Source organism: Candidatus Poriferisodalis sp. (genome assembly GCF_965221945.1).
Taxonomy (GTDB): Bacteria; Actinomycetota; Acidimicrobiia; order Acidimicrobiales; family Poriferisodalaceae; genus Poriferisodalis.
Map to the genome: position 1 here is coordinate 2,066,851 of NZ_OZ244925.1, position 19,009 is coordinate 2,085,859.

General features: G+C 66.0%; 19 protein-coding genes, 3 pseudogenes and 1 other annotated feature. Of the genes and pseudogenes, 17 read left to right on the plus strand and 5 right to left on the minus strand.

All coding sequences use genetic code 11. The features are described 5' to 3' along the window. Positions 1-2: 2 nt before the first annotated feature. Complete coding sequence (locus ACOQPH_RS09575) at positions 3-1,403, plus strand: IS30 family transposase (RefSeq protein ID WP_420621183.1); 1,401 nt, start codon at positions 3-5, stop codon at positions 1,401-1,403. Positions 1,404-1,410: 7 nt separating this feature from the next. Here the strand turns inward: ACOQPH_RS09575 and ACOQPH_RS09580 are convergent. Further along, positions 1,411-2,337: pseudogene (locus tag ACOQPH_RS09580) on the minus strand (IS3 family transposase); the annotation flags it as partial. Continuing rightward, positions 1,927-2,041 (minus strand) — a sequence feature (AL1L pseudoknot). (Overlaps the previous pseudogene by 115 nt.) 186 nt (positions 2,338-2,523) lie before the next feature. On the opposite strand from ACOQPH_RS09580, the gene ACOQPH_RS09585 reads away from it, so the two are divergent. The 12 genes from ACOQPH_RS09585 to ACOQPH_RS09640 all read left to right on the plus strand — a co-directional run bounded on the left by ACOQPH_RS09585 (position 2,524) and on the right by ACOQPH_RS09640 (position 12,379). Continuing rightward, complete coding sequence (locus tag ACOQPH_RS09585) at positions 2,524-3,033, plus strand: hypothetical protein (protein ID WP_420621184.1); 510 nt, start codon at positions 2,524-2,526, stop codon at positions 3,031-3,033. A 222-nt stretch (positions 3,034-3,255) separates the two neighbouring features. After that, the gene (locus ACOQPH_RS09590; RefSeq protein WP_420621185.1) at positions 3,256-3,825 is read left to right on the plus strand and encodes a hypothetical protein; all 570 of its coding nucleotides are present in this window, start codon (positions 3,256-3,258) and stop codon (positions 3,823-3,825) included. 357 nt (positions 3,826-4,182) lie between these two features. Next, positions 4,183-4,503, plus strand: coding sequence for a hypothetical protein (locus ACOQPH_RS09595; protein WP_420621186.1), 321 nt, complete (start codon positions 4,183-4,185; stop codon positions 4,501-4,503). Between the two features lie 66 nt (positions 4,504-4,569). Next, on the plus strand, positions 4,570-4,869 hold the full coding sequence (locus ACOQPH_RS09600; protein ID WP_420621172.1) for a helix-turn-helix domain-containing protein: 300 nt from the start codon (positions 4,570-4,572) through the stop codon (positions 4,867-4,869). Beyond that, complete coding sequence (locus tag ACOQPH_RS09605) at positions 4,866-5,918, plus strand: integrase core domain-containing protein (protein ID WP_420621187.1); 1,053 nt, start codon at positions 4,866-4,868, stop codon at positions 5,916-5,918. Before ACOQPH_RS09600 ends, ACOQPH_RS09605 begins: the two co-directional genes overlap by 4 nt. Positions 5,919-6,357: 439 nt before the next feature. Beyond that, the gene (locus ACOQPH_RS09610) at positions 6,358-6,633 is read left to right on the plus strand and encodes a hypothetical protein (protein WP_420621188.1); all 276 of its coding nucleotides are present in this window, start codon (positions 6,358-6,360) and stop codon (positions 6,631-6,633) included. 8 nt (positions 6,634-6,641) lie between these two features. Then, positions 6,642-6,908 (plus strand): hypothetical protein, encoded by a 267-nt coding sequence (locus ACOQPH_RS09615; protein WP_420621189.1) that lies wholly within the window; start codon positions 6,642-6,644, stop codon positions 6,906-6,908. Positions 6,909-7,390: 482 nt separating this feature from the next. Continuing rightward, positions 7,391-9,883 carry an RCC1 domain-containing protein gene (locus ACOQPH_RS09620; RefSeq protein WP_420621190.1) on the plus strand — a complete coding sequence of 831 codons (2,493 nt, stop codon included), beginning with the start codon at positions 7,391-7,393 and terminating at the stop codon, positions 9,881-9,883. A gap of 355 nt (positions 9,884-10,238) precedes the next feature. After that, on the plus strand, positions 10,239-10,538 hold the full coding sequence (locus ACOQPH_RS09625; RefSeq protein ID WP_420621191.1) for a hypothetical protein: 300 nt from the start codon (positions 10,239-10,241) through the stop codon (positions 10,536-10,538). After that, positions 10,522-10,773, plus strand: coding sequence for a hypothetical protein (locus ACOQPH_RS09630; protein ID WP_420621192.1), 252 nt, complete (start codon positions 10,522-10,524; stop codon positions 10,771-10,773). The genes ACOQPH_RS09625 and ACOQPH_RS09630 overlap by 17 nt, the downstream gene beginning before the upstream one ends. Before the next feature lie 417 nt (positions 10,774-11,190). Then, complete coding sequence (locus ACOQPH_RS09635) at positions 11,191-11,373, plus strand: hypothetical protein (RefSeq protein WP_420621193.1); 183 nt, start codon at positions 11,191-11,193, stop codon at positions 11,371-11,373. After that, the gene (locus ACOQPH_RS09640; protein WP_420621194.1) at positions 11,357-12,379 is read left to right on the plus strand and encodes an SDH family Clp fold serine proteinase; all 1,023 of its coding nucleotides are present in this window, start codon (positions 11,357-11,359) and stop codon (positions 12,377-12,379) included. The genes ACOQPH_RS09635 and ACOQPH_RS09640 overlap by 17 nt, the downstream gene beginning before the upstream one ends. 231 nt (positions 12,380-12,610) lie before the next feature. On the opposite strand, the gene ACOQPH_RS09645 is transcribed toward ACOQPH_RS09640, so the two are convergent. After that, positions 12,611-13,429: an abortive infection family protein gene (locus ACOQPH_RS09645; RefSeq protein WP_420621195.1), complete on the minus strand. Its 819-nt coding sequence runs from the start codon at positions 13,427-13,429 to the stop codon at positions 12,611-12,613. A gap of 567 nt (positions 13,430-13,996) precedes the next feature. Between ACOQPH_RS09645 and ACOQPH_RS09650 the strand changes: the two genes are divergently transcribed. Continuing rightward, the gene (locus ACOQPH_RS09650) at positions 13,997-14,242 is read left to right on the plus strand and encodes a hypothetical protein (RefSeq protein ID WP_420621196.1); all 246 of its coding nucleotides are present in this window, start codon (positions 13,997-13,999) and stop codon (positions 14,240-14,242) included. Between the two features lie 33 nt (positions 14,243-14,275). Here ACOQPH_RS09650 and ACOQPH_RS09655 read toward each other — a convergent pair. Further along, a pseudogene (locus tag ACOQPH_RS09655) lies at positions 14,276-14,440 on the minus strand (HNH endonuclease); the annotation flags it as partial. A 50-nt stretch (positions 14,441-14,490) separates the two neighbouring features. After that, positions 14,491-14,757: pseudogene (locus ACOQPH_RS09660) on the minus strand (IS110 family transposase); the annotation flags it as partial. A gap of 1,558 nt (positions 14,758-16,315) precedes the next feature. Here ACOQPH_RS09660 and ACOQPH_RS09665 point away from each other — a divergent pair. Further along, on the plus strand, positions 16,316-17,509 hold the full coding sequence (locus ACOQPH_RS09665) for an ISL3 family transposase (RefSeq protein ID WP_420621197.1): 1,194 nt from the start codon (positions 16,316-16,318) through the stop codon (positions 17,507-17,509). Between the two features lie 138 nt (positions 17,510-17,647). Next, entirely contained in the window at positions 17,648-17,971 is a 324-nt protein-coding gene (locus ACOQPH_RS09670; RefSeq protein ID WP_420621198.1) for a hypothetical protein, read from the plus strand. On the opposite strand, the gene ACOQPH_RS09675 is transcribed toward ACOQPH_RS09670, so the two are convergent. Then, on the minus strand, positions 17,899-18,468 hold the full coding sequence (locus ACOQPH_RS09675; RefSeq protein ID WP_420621199.1) for a hypothetical protein: 570 nt from the start codon (positions 18,466-18,468) through the stop codon (positions 17,899-17,901). The genes ACOQPH_RS09670 and ACOQPH_RS09675 overlap by 73 nt on opposite strands. Here ACOQPH_RS09675 and ACOQPH_RS09680 point away from each other — a divergent pair. Next, entirely contained in the window at positions 18,458-18,967 is a 510-nt protein-coding gene (locus tag ACOQPH_RS09680; RefSeq protein WP_420621200.1) for an integrase core domain-containing protein, read from the plus strand. The genes ACOQPH_RS09675 and ACOQPH_RS09680 overlap by 11 nt on opposite strands. The last annotated feature ends 42 nt before the right edge of the window (positions 18,968-19,009 follow it).

A 19,009-nucleotide genomic window follows, 5' to 3' on the forward strand; every position in this document is an offset into this window, starting at 1 on the left:
AGATGGGGACGATGCGGGAGCGGCAGCGCGAGGTCCAGTTGTATCGGGGGCAGATCCCGTCGCCGGGTCGGCCGACGGTCGCGTGGCGGCAGGACCGGGTTCGGTTCTGGGCGGCGATCGCTGGCGGCGACAAGACCGAGGACGCGGCGGCACAAGCGGGGGTGTCATCCCCCGTTGGGTTCCGGTGGTTCCGTCACGCTGGCGGGGTGAACCCATGTTTGTCCCCGACGGTGTCGGGCCGGTATCTGTCGTTTGCCGAGCGTGAGGACATCGCGTTGTTCCGGGCCCAGGGCCTCGGTGTGCGTGAGATCGCCCGCAGGCTCGATCGCAGCCCGTCGACGGTCTCGCGGGAGCTTCGCCGCAACGCGTCGACGAGAACGTTCCGGCTCGAGTACAAGGCGACGATCGCGCAGTGGCACGCAGAGCGGCGCGCTCGTCGTCCGAGGCCAGCGAAGCTCGCTGGCAATGAACGGCTTCGCAGCTGTGTGGCTGAGCGGCTCTCGGGCGCGGTTCGGTCGCCCGGCGGTCGCGCCTTGGGGCCTGAGGGCCCGAAGTGGCAGGGCCGCAACAAGCCTCATCGTGGTGACCGCCGCTGGGTGCAGGGCTGGAGCCCCGAGCAGATCTCGAACCGCCTGAAGGCCGATTTCGCCGATGATGAGTCCATGCGCATCAGCCACGAGGCCATCTATCAGGCGCTCTACGTCGAAGGCCGGGGTGCGCTCAAGCGCGAGCTGGTCGCGTGCCTGCGCTCGGGGAGGGCTCTGAGGGTTCCTCGGGCCCGAGCCCGCCAGAGGGCCTGGGCCCATGTCACCCCGGAGGTGATGATCAGCGAACGACCCGCCGAGGTCGAGGACCGGGCCGTGCCCGGACATTGGGAAGGCGATCTGGTGATCGGTCTGAAGCGCTCAGCGATCGGCACCCTTGTCGAGCGCACCACCCGCTTCACGATGCTGATCCACTTGCCACGCGAACACGGCTACGGCGTCATCGCCCGCACCAAGAACGGCCCAGCCCTCGCCGGCTACGGCGCCATCACCATGAAGAACGCTCTCGCAGCATCAATGACCACACTGCCCGAGCAGCTGCGCCGCTCGGTGACCTGGGACCGCGGCAAGGAACTGTCCGCCCACGCCGCGTTCACCGTCGAGACCGACATCGCGGTCTACTTCGCCGACCCCAAGAGCCCCTGGCAGCGCGGCACCAACGAGAACACCAACGGACTGCTGCGCCAATACTTCCCCAAAGGCACCGACCTGTCCCGATGGACCGCCGAAGAGATCGAAGCCGTCGCCCACACCCTCAACACCCGGCCACGCAAGACCCTCGGATGGAAGACCCCAGCAGAAGCCCTCGACGAACACCTACGCTCGCTACAACAAGCCGGTGTTGCGACGACCGGTTGAGTCCAGCCTGGCTGCCCGCTTCGGCGTGAGCGACGAGTCCTTCGAGGCGGACGCCGCGGCTCCAGCGGGCCATCTCCAATGCGTCGAGCACCATCTGGGTGCGCATGTGAGAGGCGGCCCGCCAGCCCACGATGCGGCGGCTGTGGGCGTCGGTGATGAAGCACACATAGGCGACACCGGACCAGGTGGCGACGTGGGTCAGATCGGCGACCCACAGCCGGTTCGGGGCATCGGCGGTGAAGTCCCGCTCGACGAGGTCGGGGGGGCGGGCCGCTTCGGGGTCCGGCCGGGTGGTGCGCACCTTCTTGATCCGCTGGACGCCCCGGATGCCCAGCCGCCCCATGAGGCGGGCGACTTGGTCGCGGCCGATGTCGTGCCCGGAGCGGCGGGCGGCGACCCACAGCTTGCGCGCCCCGTACACCGAATAGTTCGCCTGCCACAGCGCCAGCAGCAGCGGCATCATCAACGCGTCGCGCTTCGACCGCTCAGACGGCGGCCGGCGCTTGGTCGACCAATACGTGGACGGAGCCACCTGCAACGCAGCGCAGACGGGCTCGACTCCGAACTCGGCACGGTTCTCGTCGACGAACTCGACGGTCATCGCTGTCGGCGGTCGAGCCCCTTACCCGAAAAAAGTCGCCGCCCGCTGCAAGATCTCATTCGCCCGGCGCAGCTCACGGTTCTCCTGACGCAACCGCCGCAGCTCCTCGCTCTCAGCCGAGGTCAGCCCCACACGGGCACCCGCGTCGATCTCGGCCCGGGCCACCCACTTGCGCACCGACTCCACGCCATAGCCCAGCTGCCAGGCCACCCTGGTGATCGTGCCCGCCGAAGTGCCCAGCTCCTCGCGCAACGCCAGCACCATCCTCACCGCGTGCTGCTTCTGCTCAGGCGAATACCGCCGCGACGTCGCCGCCCTCGCTTCTGTGCTCATGGCTCCCATGCTTGCTCCAATCTCTCGAGCCTGCGCAAAAACCCAGGGTGAATCATTACGGCGTGCCTCAGCGGCTAAGGACGCATTCGGAAGCGTTGCCGCATGCGGCGCCGCGGATCGAAAATGCGTCCAGTGCTTCGAGCGGCGATCTAGTGTCGAACCAGTCCTCTGGGGGAGATCGACGACTTGGACGGCGACCCCTACCTCGAATATCTGTCTCAGCATCGCACGGCGTGCAGCGAGACGAAACGGACCTGTAGCCATTTTGCCCATCGGCGTCGGCACCTTCGGTTGCGCTATAAGGCTCAGAAGAAGTGGCAGAAGATTTGCAAGCGGAATGCTCTTGAGTCCGGCAAGATGAGTCGGGCGAAGCGCATTGTCTGCCGCTATGTGCGCAGCCGGGACCGAAAAAGATGCGGCGGCTGCGGCAACAAGCTCCCCAGGAAGAAGGCGTATCTGGCTGCCGTTGTGCCGAGCGGCGTCGGCCATTTCGGTCTGACCGCGAGCAAGATCGTCACCATATCGCGACACGAATGGACTGCGCTGGGGCAGTTTGTCGACAACGCACAGGCGGCTTGCAAAAGGTCGTGCCGCAGCAGCGGCAAGGATGCAAAGGAGTGGCGGAACTCCGTGATGGAAAGACTGCCGGTCGCGCAGAGCCCTGACGAGCAGGATTATCTCTTCTTGCCGTTCTGATCCTGCGTCGAGCTGGATTGCGACTGTTGGCCTGAATGTTCGAGCGTCCTGTGGCGTCCGAGATGCCGAGTTCGGATCAAGGCGAGTCGCGACGGATACGGATTTGACTCCCGCAATACTGTGTGATGCCATTGGGTATCGCCCTGCCGCTGCCGATTGGCGCATTCGATCGGTCGTGCTTTTGCAGGCGATTGGGAATGGAGTGACACAACACTCCTCGTCATGTCTGCGGCCATTGCCTCATATGCCCAATACGTCGATACCGCGAATTCGATCTACGCGAAGCGTGCCGGCGATCCCGACTTGAAGCCGGTGACGACGCTTGAAATCCATTCTTGTCTCGGGGAATTCGTGGAGAGGGTCGCGGAAGGCCACGAGGTCTACCATGCTCTGAGCCTGGCATGCGCGTACGAGTCGCGTCCGGCCGGCATCGAAGCGTCCATCGGCATCAGACTGTGTTATGGGCCGTTCGCGCCTTTGGTCGTATGGTTCGATCACAACAATATGCACCTCATGCCGGCGCCGCTGGACTTGATGACGGCTCGGACTGTCGAGATATGGCAAGGGCTGGTATCGACCGGGGATCTGTGCCCGCTCCTTCAGGCTCGGCTGGCAGACCTGCTGAGCGTTTGCCGCCCGAGCGACAGCTGCCACTGGAGCCGGATCGCGTATGACGCATACCTGGCAGTGAGCGAGGATTCTGCGATCCATACCCATGAGCGTTGCTTCGCAAGCACGCGATGCGTCGCACTCAAGCACGACGCGCAGGCACGATTTCTGAACGCGCAATAGTCGAGTTTCGCCGAGTCCTGAGCAGGCTACGGCCTCTTTGGGTTCAGTGAGGGCGTGCAGTCGGCTTCATGGTGCCGGTGCCGTGGGGAGCAAGGCGGCGGATTCACTCTGACGCTTCGTCCTGCTGAAGCCACGGAGAGCCGGAAACGTCACCGTCCGCTATCAGTCGCACAGCCTTCCCAGCAGTCGCCACAATTCTGCTTCGTAATGTGTCTGTGAATCACACCGGGACGTTCCTATAGATGTCAAGTGCGGGTTGTGAGGGTGGCGAGGTCGGCTCGCAGGGTGCGGTAGAGCTTTCGTGCGACGAAGCGCTTGAGGCAGCGGATGGCTGATTCACCCTGGACGTTCCTATAGATGTCAAGTGCGGGTTGTGAGGGTGGCGAGGCCGGTCTCTATCTGGTGTATGTCGGAGTCGCCGGCCTGATCTTCGCGCTCAGCGGCTTCGCCGCAAGAGGCGCGGAGCCGAACCGCGGCGACCGAGCGACGCCGGCACTCAGATGGATCTTGTGGAAGCTGTGGGTGCGGTGGTGCACCCGGGCAGCGGGCCTGGCGGCTCTTGCGGTGGTGCTGCTCGTCCCAGCTTTGGTGAACATGTTGGTGGCCGCACTCGATGTCCCTGCTGTGGTGCGTCTGACTTCGCGCGACGGGATCCTGGTTCTTTCAGACTGCATCTGAGATGGTTGCTGGCCTTGATTGTGGAGGCCGTCAACGATGACATCGACACCGCGGAAGCCGAAGCGGATGCTGACAGCAGAGCAGAAGTACGACTTGTGGCTGGGGATGCTGACGGGGCAGATCTCCCAGGCCGACGCGGCAGCCGAGGCTGGGGTGGATCGGTCGGTGATCACCCGGCTGCGAGCGGTTGCCCGCGATGGAGCGATCGCGGCGCTGGGGGCGTCGAGGCCGGGCCGGCCGCGTCAGTCTCGCCAGGAGGCGTCGGAGGCCGCGGCGTTGGGGGCCGAGGTCGACCGGCTCCAGGCGACGGTGGTCGAGCAGGCCGTCGAGTTGGCGGTGCTGCGGGGAAAATCGCGCCCGGGATGAGCGGTCCGGTTCCCGCCCGTGTCGATGGGACCGCCAAGGCGGCGTTGCTGTCCTTGATCGACGATGCGGTCGATGCCGGCTGGACGCTGAACCGGGCGTGCGCGGTGGTCGAGCTGGACCGGGGTCGGGCGTGGCGGTGGCAGCAGCGCCGAGCCGGGGGCGGGCTCGATGACGCCCGCCCGGGCGGGAACCCGATCCACGGGCTCTTGGAGTGGGAGGAGGCTGAGATCTTGGCGTTGTTCGACGAGTGGGGCGACGTGGACCGGTCGCATCGCAAGCTCGCTCACCGCGGCTCCTACGAGCAACGGGTGTGGGCGTCGCCGTCGACCGTCGATCGGGTGCTGGCCCGTCACGGCCTTGCCCTGCAAGGAGCTCCACGACCGGCACGGACCGTGAAGACGCCGTGGCCGGACTGGTGTGAGTGGCACCCGAACCAGCTGTGGTGCTGGGACGGCTCCCAGTTCGAACGCTGCGTCGCCGCCAAGCACGCGTACGCGATTGTCGACCTCGTGTCCCGCAAGTGGATCTCGACCCGCCTCACCGCCAACCCGGACTCGGTCGCCGCCCGGGTCCTGTTCAGCCGCGGGCTCGACAACGAGGGACTGCTCACCGACGAGCTCCGAGCCCGCCTCACCGACCCCGACACCGCGCTCCCCGACGGCGACCAGGCGCCGTTGCTGCTGGCGGTCTCGGACAACGGGACCGAGATGCACGCCAACGAGACCCGCCGGTTCATGGCGCTGTGCTCGATCGCCCAACACTTCGGTCGCCCGTCGACCCCGACCGACCAGGCGTGGATCGAGTCGCTGTGGGGCCACGTCAAACGCGAGCACCCACACCTGACCACGATCACCGACCCGGCCGTGCTCGCCGCCGAACTCGAACGCGTCCGGGTCCACCACAACAGCGTCCGGCTGCACGAAGCGATCGGCTACGTCACCCCCAACGACGAACACGACGGCCGCGGCGACACCATCCGCGCAGCCCGCACCCACGGCATGCGAATCGCCGACGAACAACGCCGAGCCTGGCACCGGAGCCAGCGATGAACCCGCCGACTACCCTCACCAACCACAACCCGCCAGCGACCATCGGATACGGCCTGAATCCCAACCCGATCCGTCGCGAAGAGTCAGATACGCCTCACTGCGTAGTGATTCGCCCCGAGTTTCAGGGGGACCCTGGGGGACAACGCTGCCGGTTTGTGTTTGCGTCGGGTTTCGAACTCGACCGGTGTCAGCATGCCGAGCGAGGTGTGCCGCCGACGATGGCCGTCACGATCGGGACGTCACCGGTCGCTTGGTGTGGCCCGCACGACACGGTTCGTGAGCACATCCGCCAGTCGCATCAAACATCCCCTTGCGACGCCGGCTGCGGCGTCCGCGGCACGGGTTCCCCCTGCGTCTGTGCAGGGCGACTGCGATTCGGATTCGGTGCCGGCCGTAGGGTGACTGTCGGCAGTTCGGTTGGTGCGGTGCACATGGAGGAATGACACGGCCGATCACTCCCGAGAACCGCACCGACGGCGACTGGGAGTTCTTGGCGCGGATGCGCGCGCAGTTCGACCTGCTCGCCGTGCAGGAGGTCATGTCGGACCTCGGTGGACTGCTCTGCTGGGGCAACCACGAATTCGGGCAGACCGATGCGCCGTCGGGTTACTTCACCTCGGTGTCCGCCGGCTGGAAGCATTCGTGCGGGCTGCGCACTGACGGCACAGCGGCCTACTTCGGCAACAACGAGTACGGGCAGACGGATGCGCCGTAGCCGTGAGCATGAGGAAACTGCTAACCGCGCTGCTCGCCGCTGCCTGCGGGCCGGCACCAGATGTCGAACAGTCCGCATCGACCGACACGGTGCCGCAGACGACGAGCACCGAGCGGCTCGACGACGACAGCGCCTCGACGACTACGGAACGCTCCACCGGCCCGACACGGTTCACCTCGGTGTCCGCCGGCACCTGGCATTCGTGCGGGGTGCGCAGCGACGCCACAGTGACATGCTGGGGCGACAACAAGCACGGGCAGGCGGACGCGCCGTAGCCGGAACGCATCGGATTGGTGCTCACTGATAACGCCGGATACCGGACAGCCGGCGAGCGCTCCGGGCCGCTCCCGTGCGCTGTGGGCGCTCCGGTGCCCTCCGGTGCGCTGTGGTGTCGAGCGCTAGACAGCGCCGGCCGGGCGCTCCGGGGCGATCCGCTTCATAGCGCGGAGCCCCCCTTACGCTCAGCGCTCCCCGCGACGCTTCGGGCGGTGCCATCACGCCGCTGCCGGGCTTCGTGACCCCCTCGCCGGTCCCCGCACGGCGGGCGGCACCACGGCAGGGGTCCCCTCGCCGCGGGGTGCTGTAGCAGCGCCGTACAGCGCCCCGAGCACCCTGCCCCCGCACGAACACCCACGCCGCCCCACGCCTCAGAACGCCGCTACGGGGCGCACAGCGCGCCTCACGGTCGTTTCCTGCTGTGTCGGGCGCGCGATACTGCGCCTGCTTTCAATCTGACCCCCGCTAGGAGAGAACCGCCATGTCTCGACGGCAGCTCACAGCGTTGCTCGCCGCGCTGCTCATGACCCCGCTGATCCTGGCCGCTGCCGCTTCGGCGCAGACCGCTGGCGCATTTCTCGACGGCGCTGAGCCGTGGACAGAATCCGATTGCGCCGGTGATACCCCCATCGTCGTGGGCGCTGACGCCAAGGCGCAGTCAGACATCTACAGCGCCGTCACGCTGGCGGGGGTGCTCGGCACCGATTGCGTGATCCTCGCCGGACCCCGCGACGGGGACATGACGACCGAGCAGCGGGCACGTCTCGACGCTGCCGAAGCGGGCGGGTATGTGCTCGGCGGCATCGGCGCGGTGCCGACGGCGAAGATCGCCGGCCGTGACATGACACGCCTCGGCGGCGCTACCCGCTGGGCCACCGCGGAGCTAGTCGGGCGACGCGCCAGCGGAGACACCACCGCGGGAACCAGTACCGCGACCGAGACCAACGACGCCGACGACGCGACCGCCACCGACTCGCCACAGTTCAGCCCAGTGTCCGCCGGGTACCGCCATTCGTGCGGGTTGCGCAGCGACGCCACAGCGGTCTGCTGGGGCAGCAACGGCAGCGGGCAGACGGATGCGCCGTGGGGTTGGTTCACCGCGGTATCCGCAGGCGCTGCGCATTCCTGCGGGCTGCGCACTGACGGCACCGTGACCTGCTGGGGCAGCAACGGCGACGGGCAGACGGATGCGCCGTCAGGCGAGTTCACGTCGGTGTCCGCCGGGTGGTTCCATTCGTGCGGGGTGCACAGCGACGCCACTGTGACCTGCTGGGGCAGCAACGGCGACGGGCAGACGGATGCGCCGTCGGGTTCGTTCACGTTGGTGTCCGCAGGCGCTGTGCATTCGTGCGGGGTGCGCAGCGACGCCACAGCGGTCTGCTGGGGCAGGAACTGGAACGGGCAGACGGTTGCGCCGTCGGGTTCGTTCACCTCGGTGTCCGCAGGTTTCGTGCATTCGTGCGGGGTGCGCAGCGACGGCACCGCGGTCTGCTGGGGCGGCAGCATCTACGGGGCGGCGGTTGCGCCGTCGGGTTCGTTCACCGCAGTGTCCGCAGGCAGAGAACATTCGTGCGGGCTGCGCAGCGACGGCACCGCGGTCTGCTGGGGCGGCGGCGTCTTAGGCAAGACGGGTGCGCAGGCGGTTGCGCCGTCGGGTTCGTTCACCGCAGTGTCCGCAGGCAACTTGCATTCGTGCGGGCTGCGCAGCGACGTCACAGTGGTCTGCTGGGGCGACAACGAGTACGGGCAGGCGGACACGCCGTCAGGTACGCCTGACGCGACCCTCACAGCGCCCGCCGACATCGCACAGCCCGGCGTGTTCCTCGACGGTGCTGAGCCGTGGATCGCGTCCGATTGCGCCAGTTCCACCCCTGTGGTGGTCGGCTCGGATGCGAAGGCGCAGTCGGACATCTACAGCGCCGTCACGCTCGCAGGGGTGCTCGGCACTGATTGTGTGATCCTCGCGGGACCCCGCGGCGCGGACATGCCAGTAAGCCAGCGAGCACGTCTCGCAGCAGCCGAGCCGGGCGGGTACGTGCTCGGCGGCATCGGCGCGGTCCCGACCGCGAAGCTCGCCGGCCGTGACATGACACGCCTCGGCGGTGCTACCCGCTGGGCCACCGCGGAGCTAGTCGGGCGACGCGCCAGCGGAGACACCACCGCGGGAACCAGTACCGCAACACAATTCATCTCGGTGTCCGCCGGCAATCGGCATTCGTGCGGGCGGCGCAGCGACGGCGCGGCGGTCTGGGCGGTCTGCTGGGGCCACAACACTTCCGGGCAGGCGGCTGCGCCGTCGGGCGAGTTCGTGTCGGTGTCCGCAGGGGCGTTTCATTCGTGCGGGGTGCGCTCGAACGGCGCGGCGGTCTGCTGGGGCGGCAACGGCTGGGGGCAGGCGGCTGCGCCGTCGGGCGAGTTCGTGTCGGTGTCCGCCGGAGGGGTGCTTTCGTGCGGGGTGCGCTCGAACGGCGCGGCGGTCTGCTGGGGCGACAACCGGAACGGGCAGACGGATGCGCCGTCGGGCGAGTTCGTGTCGGTCTCGGCCGGGGAGTCGCATTCGTGCGGGGTGCGCAGCGACGCCACGGCGGTCTGCTGGGGCGGCGGCATCTTCGGCGAGGCGGATGCGCCGTCGGGTTCGTTCACCTCAGTGTCCGCAGGCGACAACCATTCGTGCGGGGTGCGCAGCGACGCCACGGCGGTCTGCTGGGGCTTCGACAACGCCATCAGCGACGGGCAGGAAAATGCGCCGTCGGGCAAGTTCGTGTCGGTGTCCGCCGGGATGTGGCATTCGTGCGGGGTGCGCTCGAACGGCGCGGCGGTCTGCTGGGGCTCCCACATCGACGGGAAGACCCTTGCGCCGTCGGGCGAGTTCGTGTCGGTGTCCGCCGGGCGGCATCACTCGTGCGGGGTGGGCAGCAATGGCACGGCGGTCTGCTGGGGCCGGAGTGAATTCGGGCGGACATATGTGCCGTAGCCGGAACAGCGACGACGATGGCACCGGCCCAGCGCAGCGCCCCACGGGCACCGGCGAGGGGGTCTTGTGTGTACCGGTCGGGCCGATTTCGGTCAAGTAGATGCACGGGATTCCCCCTCGCCGATCCCTGCGGGGTGCCCGAGGCTGGCCGGTGCCATCACGTCATTAGCGGGGTACGTGATCCCCTCGCCGGGTGGGGCGGCGAGTCGTTTGGCAGCGGCCATTTGGTGCATGTCACCGACGACGACTAGGCCCGTTAGGTAATGCAGTTAAGGAACGGATAGGAAATAGCGCTCCTACCTGCGGATTTCAGTTGCCTCACAGGTATCTGGGAGCGCCACGGACCTGGCCGCAGATGGGAAAAACCGACCGCGACCCCATGGACGTCTTCACCGACGCTGACATCGAAGTGCCCGCGAGCTTGTCTGCGTTCGCGGTGCTGATCGTCTCAGACGGTGCCTGGGAACCGGTTGCCAGCGATTCCAAGCGTCCCGTCGGAGAGGCGATCGCGGCTGTCCTCGAAGTCGACGACAGCGACGCGCACAGCATCACCACCCGAGTGACCGGCACTGCACGCACGATCGGACTGTGCGACAACGCCACCACTGCGGTGGCGTGCATCACCAGCAGCACACCAGATGTCGGCACAAATTGACGACGCGCTCGCCGAACTCAACGACCGTTTAGCGGAACGAGGCATCCATGCCCCCATCTATGTCCATGACGGCATGACCGCTGTGATGGTCCATCGTGACGGGGACATGCCCGCCATGTTCGACCGGGCACTTGAAGATGGACCCGAGGTCGTCGGGGAGCTGACAGCTCAGATCGGTAGGGAACGCGGATTGCCAGAGGACTGGCTGAGCCGGGTTGGAACTGAACCGCCATGATCAAACGTGCTGCGCTGCATGACGATCCGAGAACGCGCATCGCGCGTCTTGCTGCGAACGGCGGCTCGGCTTGCTGAGCGATGCGTGACCGTGGCACGCCAGCCCGACGCGGGCAAGCTCAAGAAGCGCTGCGCGCTCGCCGGCATCCGCATCCTGCGGGAGGTACTCAAGATGGCACACAAGTCTGACTCAACTGGGACACGAACAGCATCCCAAGCGAGATCGATACGACTGCGCGATCCGCAAGGTTGACCGGCAGTGTGGTCGTTGCCATTGGCGAGATCATCAGGAACATAGGTGCCGTTGTCGCTCAACAAGGAAGACCCAACGCAGGCTGCCATGCGTGTTGAGAATGCCACGGGTGACGGCCAGCTCTCGCCACGTCTACGCTGGTAAGGCCCTAGGGAGGTGTTCTACATGGATGACGAGACCCTTGAGCAACAGCTCCAGGAATATGAGATCGGTGTCGAGGAAGTTGTAGGCGCCTTCACTGAGGCCGAAATTCCTTACTTCGCAGCAGTCAACGCCGTTGCGATTCCGTATCCCTTAACCGTGACAACGAGCCACACAGGCCGGATGCCGCATGCCCACATGGGGTGAGCTGCTGCGAGAACTCAATGATCTGGAGCAAAAGGCGGCATCGCCTGGCGGCGGGCAGCCCAACGACGGGCAATCGCCATGCGATCGGCTGCGCCGGAAGTATCTCAAGCTGCTGTCTGAGCACACCAAGCGGGCGACCATCTGCTACAGCACGAGCTGGATGGAAAACAAGCCAGTTCCCAACGGCAGCGAGACGCTCACGGTCGCGCTGCGAGACATACATGGATTCATGGAGGCTGCATCAAACATAGAAGTGCGTGAATTGGACCTGATCATCACGAGCCCGGGTGGGGATGCCGACGCAGCAGAAGCAATCATGGGGTATCTGCGATCGCGCTTCGATCACATAAGGGCCGTCGTGCCAGTCGCGGCGATGTCGGCAGCGACGATGATGGCGCTGTCCTGTGACGAAATATTGATGGGGACGCACTCGCAACTTGGGCCTATCGATCCGCAGTTCACTGTCACCGCACCGGAAGGACAGCGTTCGTCGCCCGCGCAGGCAATCATCGACCAGTTCGAATTGGCAAAAGCGGAATGTCAGGACCCAGCGAATCTCGGCGCTTGGCTTCCGATTCTTCGTACCTTGGCTCCGGGTCTGGTTGCTCAGTGCACTCATGCCATTGAACGCGCGAAGCAGTTCGTTACCGATCAGCTGACCGCACACATGCTCTCTGGCGACGATGACGCTGCGGCGAGAGTCGCAGAGTGGTTCGCCGACTTCCCAAGATTCAAGTCTCATGGTCGCCCCGTACGGATCGACGACGTCGAGAGCCAGAATCTGAGGGTCATTCGGTTGGAAGACGACGACAAGTTGCAAGACCTTGTGCTTTCGGTGCATCACGCCACGCGTCTCACGTTTGGGCGGACCGCCGCAACAAAGCTCATCGAGAATCACCGAGGCCGAGCATTCATCGAATCGATGCATGTTCAGCCAACTGGGCCAATCGAGATAGCGATTCCAACGGCACCGGGAATCCCACAACCGCAGTCGAACGGCTCATAACAGCTTTCAAACTCTGTAGTCGAGCGGGACGCATCAAGGCTCCTCGGTTAGGCGCGCCCAAGCACTCGACGCAGCACCATTCACCGCGAGTGACATGCTCGACGCGTGCTCTGACTTCCGCATCGTCCAGCAGCAGGGACGTTGCCGCGCCCGGATACTTCTCGATGCGTCCGGTTGCGGCCGTTGCGCTGGGCAGGCTCTTGGAGTGTCGCTTCGGCAGCTGCGAGTACCTCAATTGGCTCGGTCCTGCCGGTGCTTGAGCGTGTCGAGCAGGAAACGACAGTAGGTGTGTGCGGTTCCGATCGCCAGCTGGGCGTGGCGTGAGCTGAGACCGCTGCTGGATCGGGTGCGGCCGTGGTCGGGGGCGTACTCGTTTCGGAGTGCGGCGATGCCGACGGTGACCTGCGACAAGTTCGACAAGATGCGCACGATGGTGTCGCGGCCTATTGTGGTCGGGGCGATCGTGTCGGGATGGGCTTTGAGCGCCTTCTGGACATCTCTGACGAGTGCGGGGATATCGCTACGGTCGTCGTAGTCGATGCCCAGTTCTTCCAAGACATGCTTGCTGGTCGCCTCGATCAAGGACTTTGATGCGCCGATTGCCAAGGACGGATCGGAAGGGTCGAGCCTGTCGAGGTGCTCGCGGATCGAGGCCGGGTTTCGGAGGCTCTCCAGCGGCAGCGGGGGGATTGTCGATGTCTTGACTGGATAGATCAGTCCCTCGTCGCTGAGTCCATAGCCATCGCGTTGGAGCAGGCGTCGCAGATTCGCATATACCTGCTCCAGCTGCGACGGTTCTGGCGGTTCGATCCACGACACGACTTCCTCGAAGACGCGCAGTGCCCGATCCGCTTGTTCGGCGTCTGACCAGTCGATGGCTTCCGCGTAGGCGTCGAAGAGTCGACGGCGTTGGCTTGACTCGTCCGATTCGGGACCTGGGGAGAACCCCTCGGATTCGAACGCATCTGTGATCGTTCTCAATGTCCCCCACCCAACGCTGAGTTGGCGGAATTCACGACGAACTCGGCGATGGATCACATCCGCAGCCACGACCGGCAACGCTAACGACCGATTAGTCATCGCCGGCCGAGACGACCACACTCTGTGGCGCCCACCGGGGCGGGTCCAGATCGAGGACAATGCCGACCGATCGACGGATGCACGACATGCCCAGATTCCACCCGACACAGCTGAATCACTGCCAGACGCGATTCCCAAGGGGGTAGATCGCGTTCGCGGACACGTCCGGTCGCGTTCCAGATTGGGACAAGTCGCGTTCTTGAGGTTCCGAACGATCGTTTCTAATCAGTGCTCTGACCTGCACGAATACCGTTCATCACGAATTTCGCACACGTCCCACGAGGGCGGGGTGTGTGCGGAATGTACTGCTGAGTCCAGTGTGGATTGACCTGCGGAATCAAGTGTGCCGGTCCGGACCGTGCCTTGACGTCCCGTGCCGTGCGGTGACGGGGCGTGCCGTCGCCGCGGTGCGTCGGTGGTGCTCTCGTCGCTGCGGCTTTCCGGATTTCGTCCTGGGTTCGTGTCGGGTTCGTCCCGGTGACTCAAGCCATCGCTCCGCTGCCGACCCAGGTGTCCGATCGCTATAGGCTGGATTGCATGGTCCCGAGGGACATCATCGGCGGGGTGGCGGCTCGTCGTCACCGGATCGAGCGCCGCCAGGTGCTTTCCGCTCGACCTGCCGATGCAGCCGTCGGCCTGTCCATGCGCTCCCGGATCCGATGGTTCGAACGGGGCCATGTGAGGGGCTTCAGCGGAAGTGCTGAGCGACGCGGCTCGAAGGCTGCCAAGGCGAAGGCCGAATTCGAGTACCACCGAGACACCTTCTTCGTCCCGGGCTTCTGAGACCGACGTCGGCCCGCCCGCCCCTCGCGAGTCCTAGGGGGCTCGGGCTTGTGCGGCGCCTCGTTGTGGAGCGGGCTTGGGCTCTGATTCTTGGGTTGTGGTCCAGGTGCCGTCGGGCTGGGGGACCATCCGGTAGCCGTGCTGGTGGAGGTGGTGATGGTGCCGGTGGCACAGCAGCACCAGGTTGTCCAAGTTGGTGGGGCCTCCGGCTACCCAGTGCTCGACATGGTGCGCGTCGCAGCGTGACGGTTCGGCCGGTTCACCTCGACCACCTCGACGCCCGAGCCGACCAGATGACGCGTCAGCCCCGCCCCATAGGAGCCGGTGCCCTCAACGCCGACCCGCACCAGCGGCCCGAACGACCCCAGCCACCCCGCCAGCCGGCGATACCCGACCGGGTCCGCCCCGAACGACGCCGAGGCGAGCACCCGGCCCGCCTGGTCGACCGCCGCAGCGACATGGACCTCCTTGTGCGTGTCGACGCCCCCGTAGACGCCGACTGGCTGATCAGCCATGATGAACCCTGCCTTTCTCCCAACTGGGTCAGTCAGGCACCATCGGCCGGGACGGCGGACAGGACAGTCAAGGTGTTCTCCAAGGCTCCTGACTTGTTTGAGTGGGGCCAGCATCCCGGTCCTGACGGGGACGTAGGGTGCGAGGTCGGTGACCGGTTGGGCTCTCACGCTCCTTGCCCACTTCGGTGTGGCTCTCTCATAGCGTGTCCGGCCGGTCGCCGCCCGCTGCGGCGTGGCTCAATAGAGGCGTGATCGTTTCCTGAATTCAGGTTGCCCGCCGTAGACACCAGTTGTCCGGCAACCGAAGGAGCGACAAATGACGGTGGTCATTGGTATCGACCCGCACAACGCTTCCCACACGATGACTGCTCGTCGGCTTTGCTCATTCGAGAGGATCGCCTGTCCCGATACTTGGAAGACTCGGGCAGTGCGCTCGTGTGGGCGATCGTCGGCGAAAAACGGGCACGCGAGCCCGGGAACTGGCTGGACTGCTGGGCGGCAAACGTGCGACGATCCGGCGCCTAGGTCTACGGAGACGATTCATCCCGAGGCCACATACAGACATACCCGGAAACCCCGACCGGTGAACGCACGGCCCAGCCTTAGCCACACTGCGGCTGGACCCACGAGTCGAGAGTCACAGCCACGATGCGTCGCCAATTGCCCGAGTCACGCCGCACGCGCTCTCTAGCATGTCGCCATGAGCAACAGTGTGCGCATTCAAGCGCAACCGATCCGCGCCAATGCGGGCATTTCGAGGCCACAGCTGCGTGTTACGCCTCCACCGCGGCATCGGAGAGCCTGGCGACAGTTGAGTCGCCCCTTGGCGTGGACTGCGCGTGTGTTCGCCCGTGAGGTTGTCGGAGATGTCTGGGATTGGGCGCGCGGGCTGTTGGGCAGAGCGAAGAATCGCTTTGCGACTTCGCCTTAGACGAGTCCGATGGCTATTGGTGCTGGCAACTGAATGAGTCGATCCGCGGCTAGTTTGATCCAGTTATCAGAGCGTCGAGAAGGCCTGGTTCAGCGCAAGACCAAGTACAGGGCTTGTTTGCGAGTTAGCGCCCGATACCCCTGACCTGCGGCTCTGCTCGCGGCGGTAGCTCCCAGAAACGAGGCTCCACATTTGAAATGGGGGTACTCCACACTTGGATCAGCCCCGACGCGCCGCCAATCCACGCCGCTGGAGTGTCATTTGTGCAGTCCACCGCACGCGGCAGCATCGCACTGCTGGAACCGTCCACTGAGGCAAGCAACGGCATACAGCCGACACGGCACTATGCCAGTGACGCGGCGCTCACCTGCTGCCTCCTGAGTGTCATGGGCAAGGGGACACGACGGGCAATCGCGCTGACGGTAGCGGCGGCACTGGCGCACTCCCGAAGCTCAATGTCGCGATCTTGTTCAGATCGACCAGAACGGCGCCTGACTATGCTCCCTATCACAGGAGAAACTGGCCCTTCGTCTTTTGTTGGGATGAGGGCGGGTTGAGGGTCCGCAGGTAGGGGTCGAGGCCCTGCTGGGATCGGTGTTTGTGGACGCCGAACCCTGGAGGGCCTCGATGAATCGTGATGTTATGTCGGTGCGGCTGTGGCTGCCGCGGACCGAGGTGCTGGGGGTGGTCGTCGACGCGCCTGAGCGGCTGGTGGTGCGGGTGGCATCGACGGTGCGGCGGCCCCAGTGCCCTGATTGCGGGGCGCCGAGCGCGAGGGTCCATGACCGCCGGGACAATCGTGTGCGTGACTTGGAGGTGTCGGGGCGGCCGGTGACGCTGGTGTGGAAGCGGCGCCGGATGCTGTGCGATGTCTGCGACCGGCGCTTTGTGGAGGCCCATCGGGCGTTCGAGGGCAGCGTCACGGCGCGTCTGGCGCGCCGGATGGTGGCCGATGCCCGGGCGATGCCGGTCAACACGGTGGCTCGTCGTCATGGGGTGAGCTGGGGGCTGGTGAACGCGTTGGTGGTCGCCTGGGCGGGCCTGGTCGCCGATCATCGCCGGCGGCGGCGCTGCCGGGTGCTGCTGGTCGACGAGACCTCGATCCGCAAGCGGCACCGCTACGTCACGGTACTGGTGAACGGCGACACCGGCGAGGTCCTCGCGATGGTGCCCCACCGCAGCCAGGCAGCCCTGTCGGCGTTCCTCGCAGCCCAGGGGCACCGCTGGTGCAAAGGAGTGAAGGTCGTGGTGTCCGACGGCTCAAAGGCATACAAGGCAGCCATCGACGCCCGGCTCGGCCACGCCCGCCACGTGCTGGACCGGTACCGGGTCATCAGATGGTTCCAAGCAGGGCTGGTCGCGGTGCGGCGCGACGTCCAGCGACGCCCCGAGGGCTCGGTGCCCGCCTTCGACCGCGACGTGTTCCGATCCAGGTTCCTGCTGATGCGCCGACCCGACAAGCTCAGCGAAGCCGAGCAGGCCCGCCTCGGCGAGCTGTTCGCCGCCCATCCCCGGCTCAAGGCGGCCTGGGACGCGCTCGCCGAGCTGCACGGCCTCTACCTTGCCGACGACCACAAAGGCGCCCTCGAAGCGCTCGACCGGTTCGCCGACATCTACAGCACCGGGCTGATCCCCGAGTTCAGCGACACCGTCGACACCTTCTTGGCCTGGCATGCCCAGATCCTCGGCTGGCACCGCGCCGGGCGGCCCAGCAACGGCCGCATCGACCGCACCAACAACCTGCTCCAAGTCCTGCGCCGAACCGCACACGGCTTCACCAACTACGCCAACTTCGAAGCCCGCGGCATCCTGCTGACATAATCAACCCCGCCGAGCCCAGCAGCCCGAATCCCACAAAATCGCGAAGGCTCTGCTTTGTGTCTGACTTTGCCGCGGAGGGTCCACCGAGGAATGAACCAAGTCTGATCGTGTTCTCGCTGACGTGTGAAGGAGCATCAGATGACTGTCAGCGAGGGTCGGCGTCGACCGAAGAAGCTGTCCGCGGAGACGAAGTGGGAGATCTACTTGCAGGTCGCGGGCGGAGAGATCACCCAGGCCGACGCCGCCCGGAAGTGGGGGGTCGATGTGTCGACGATCATCACCATCCGCCGCACGGTGAAAGAAGCGGCGCTGGCTGCGCTGGCCCGCAAGCCGGGTCGACCGGCCACCGAACGCAACTGGGAGCTCGAAGCGGCCCAAGCAGAGATCGGTCAGCTCACCGAGGCGATCAAGGTCCAAGCGATCGAGTTGGCCATCGTCCGGGGAAAATCCGGCTGGGACTGAGCGGGCCGGTCCCGGCGAGAGTCCCCGCCGAGGTCAAAGAGCTGGTCCTCAAGACCGTCGACGACGCCGTTGCCGCCGGGTTCTGGCACACGTCGGCCACCGGTGTGTGGCAGGTCTCCGACGACCGGGTGCACCGCTGGCGGGCCCGCCGACGAGGGCTGGGCACGCTCGAGGACCTCGCCCCGGGCGGTGCGCCGGTGCATGCCTTGCTGGCCGATGAGGTCGCGGAGGTCCTCGCTGTCGCCCAGGAGTGGGGGCCGGTCGACCGGTCGCATCGCAAGCTCGCCCACCGCGGTTCCTATGTGGGCCCGGTGTGGGTGGCCCCCTCGACGTTGCGGCGCGTTCTGGCTGCCCACGGGCTTGTGCTGCCCGAACAGCCGCCGACGCCACGGCGGCCCAAGACGCCGTGGCCCGACTGGCTGGTCTACCGAACCGAACAGGATCTGGATCTGGGACGTCACCCACTTCGGGCGGGCCCGGCGCTGCGTGTTCGCCATCGTCGACATGGTCTCCCGCTACTGGATCACCACCCTGGTCTCGACCGAGGAGACCTCGACCCAAGTGCGTGTCGTGTTCGACCAGGCGTTGCTCGCCCAAGGTCTCGACGAGCTGCTCACCGACGACCGCCTCGATCTCGACATCGACGACCCCGACCGGCCGATCCTGCTCGCCGTGTCCGACAACGGCCCGGCCATGACCAGCCACGACACCCGCGCCTACATGGCGATGATGGCTATCGCCCAACACCACGGCCGACCCCGCACCCCCACCGACCAAGCCTGGATCGAGAGCTTCTTCAGCCACATCAAGCACGAATGGCCCCACCTCAACGACATCACCGACCCGGCGCTGCTCGACACAGAGCTGACACGCATCCGCATCGACTACAACGAAGTCCGGCTGCACGAAGCGCTCGGCTACGTCACCCCCGACGACGAACACCGCCAACGAGGAGAAGCGATCCGCGAGGCCCGCCGCCAAGTGTGGTGCGTCTGACTTCGCGCGACGGGATCCTGGTTCTTTCAGACTGCATCTGAG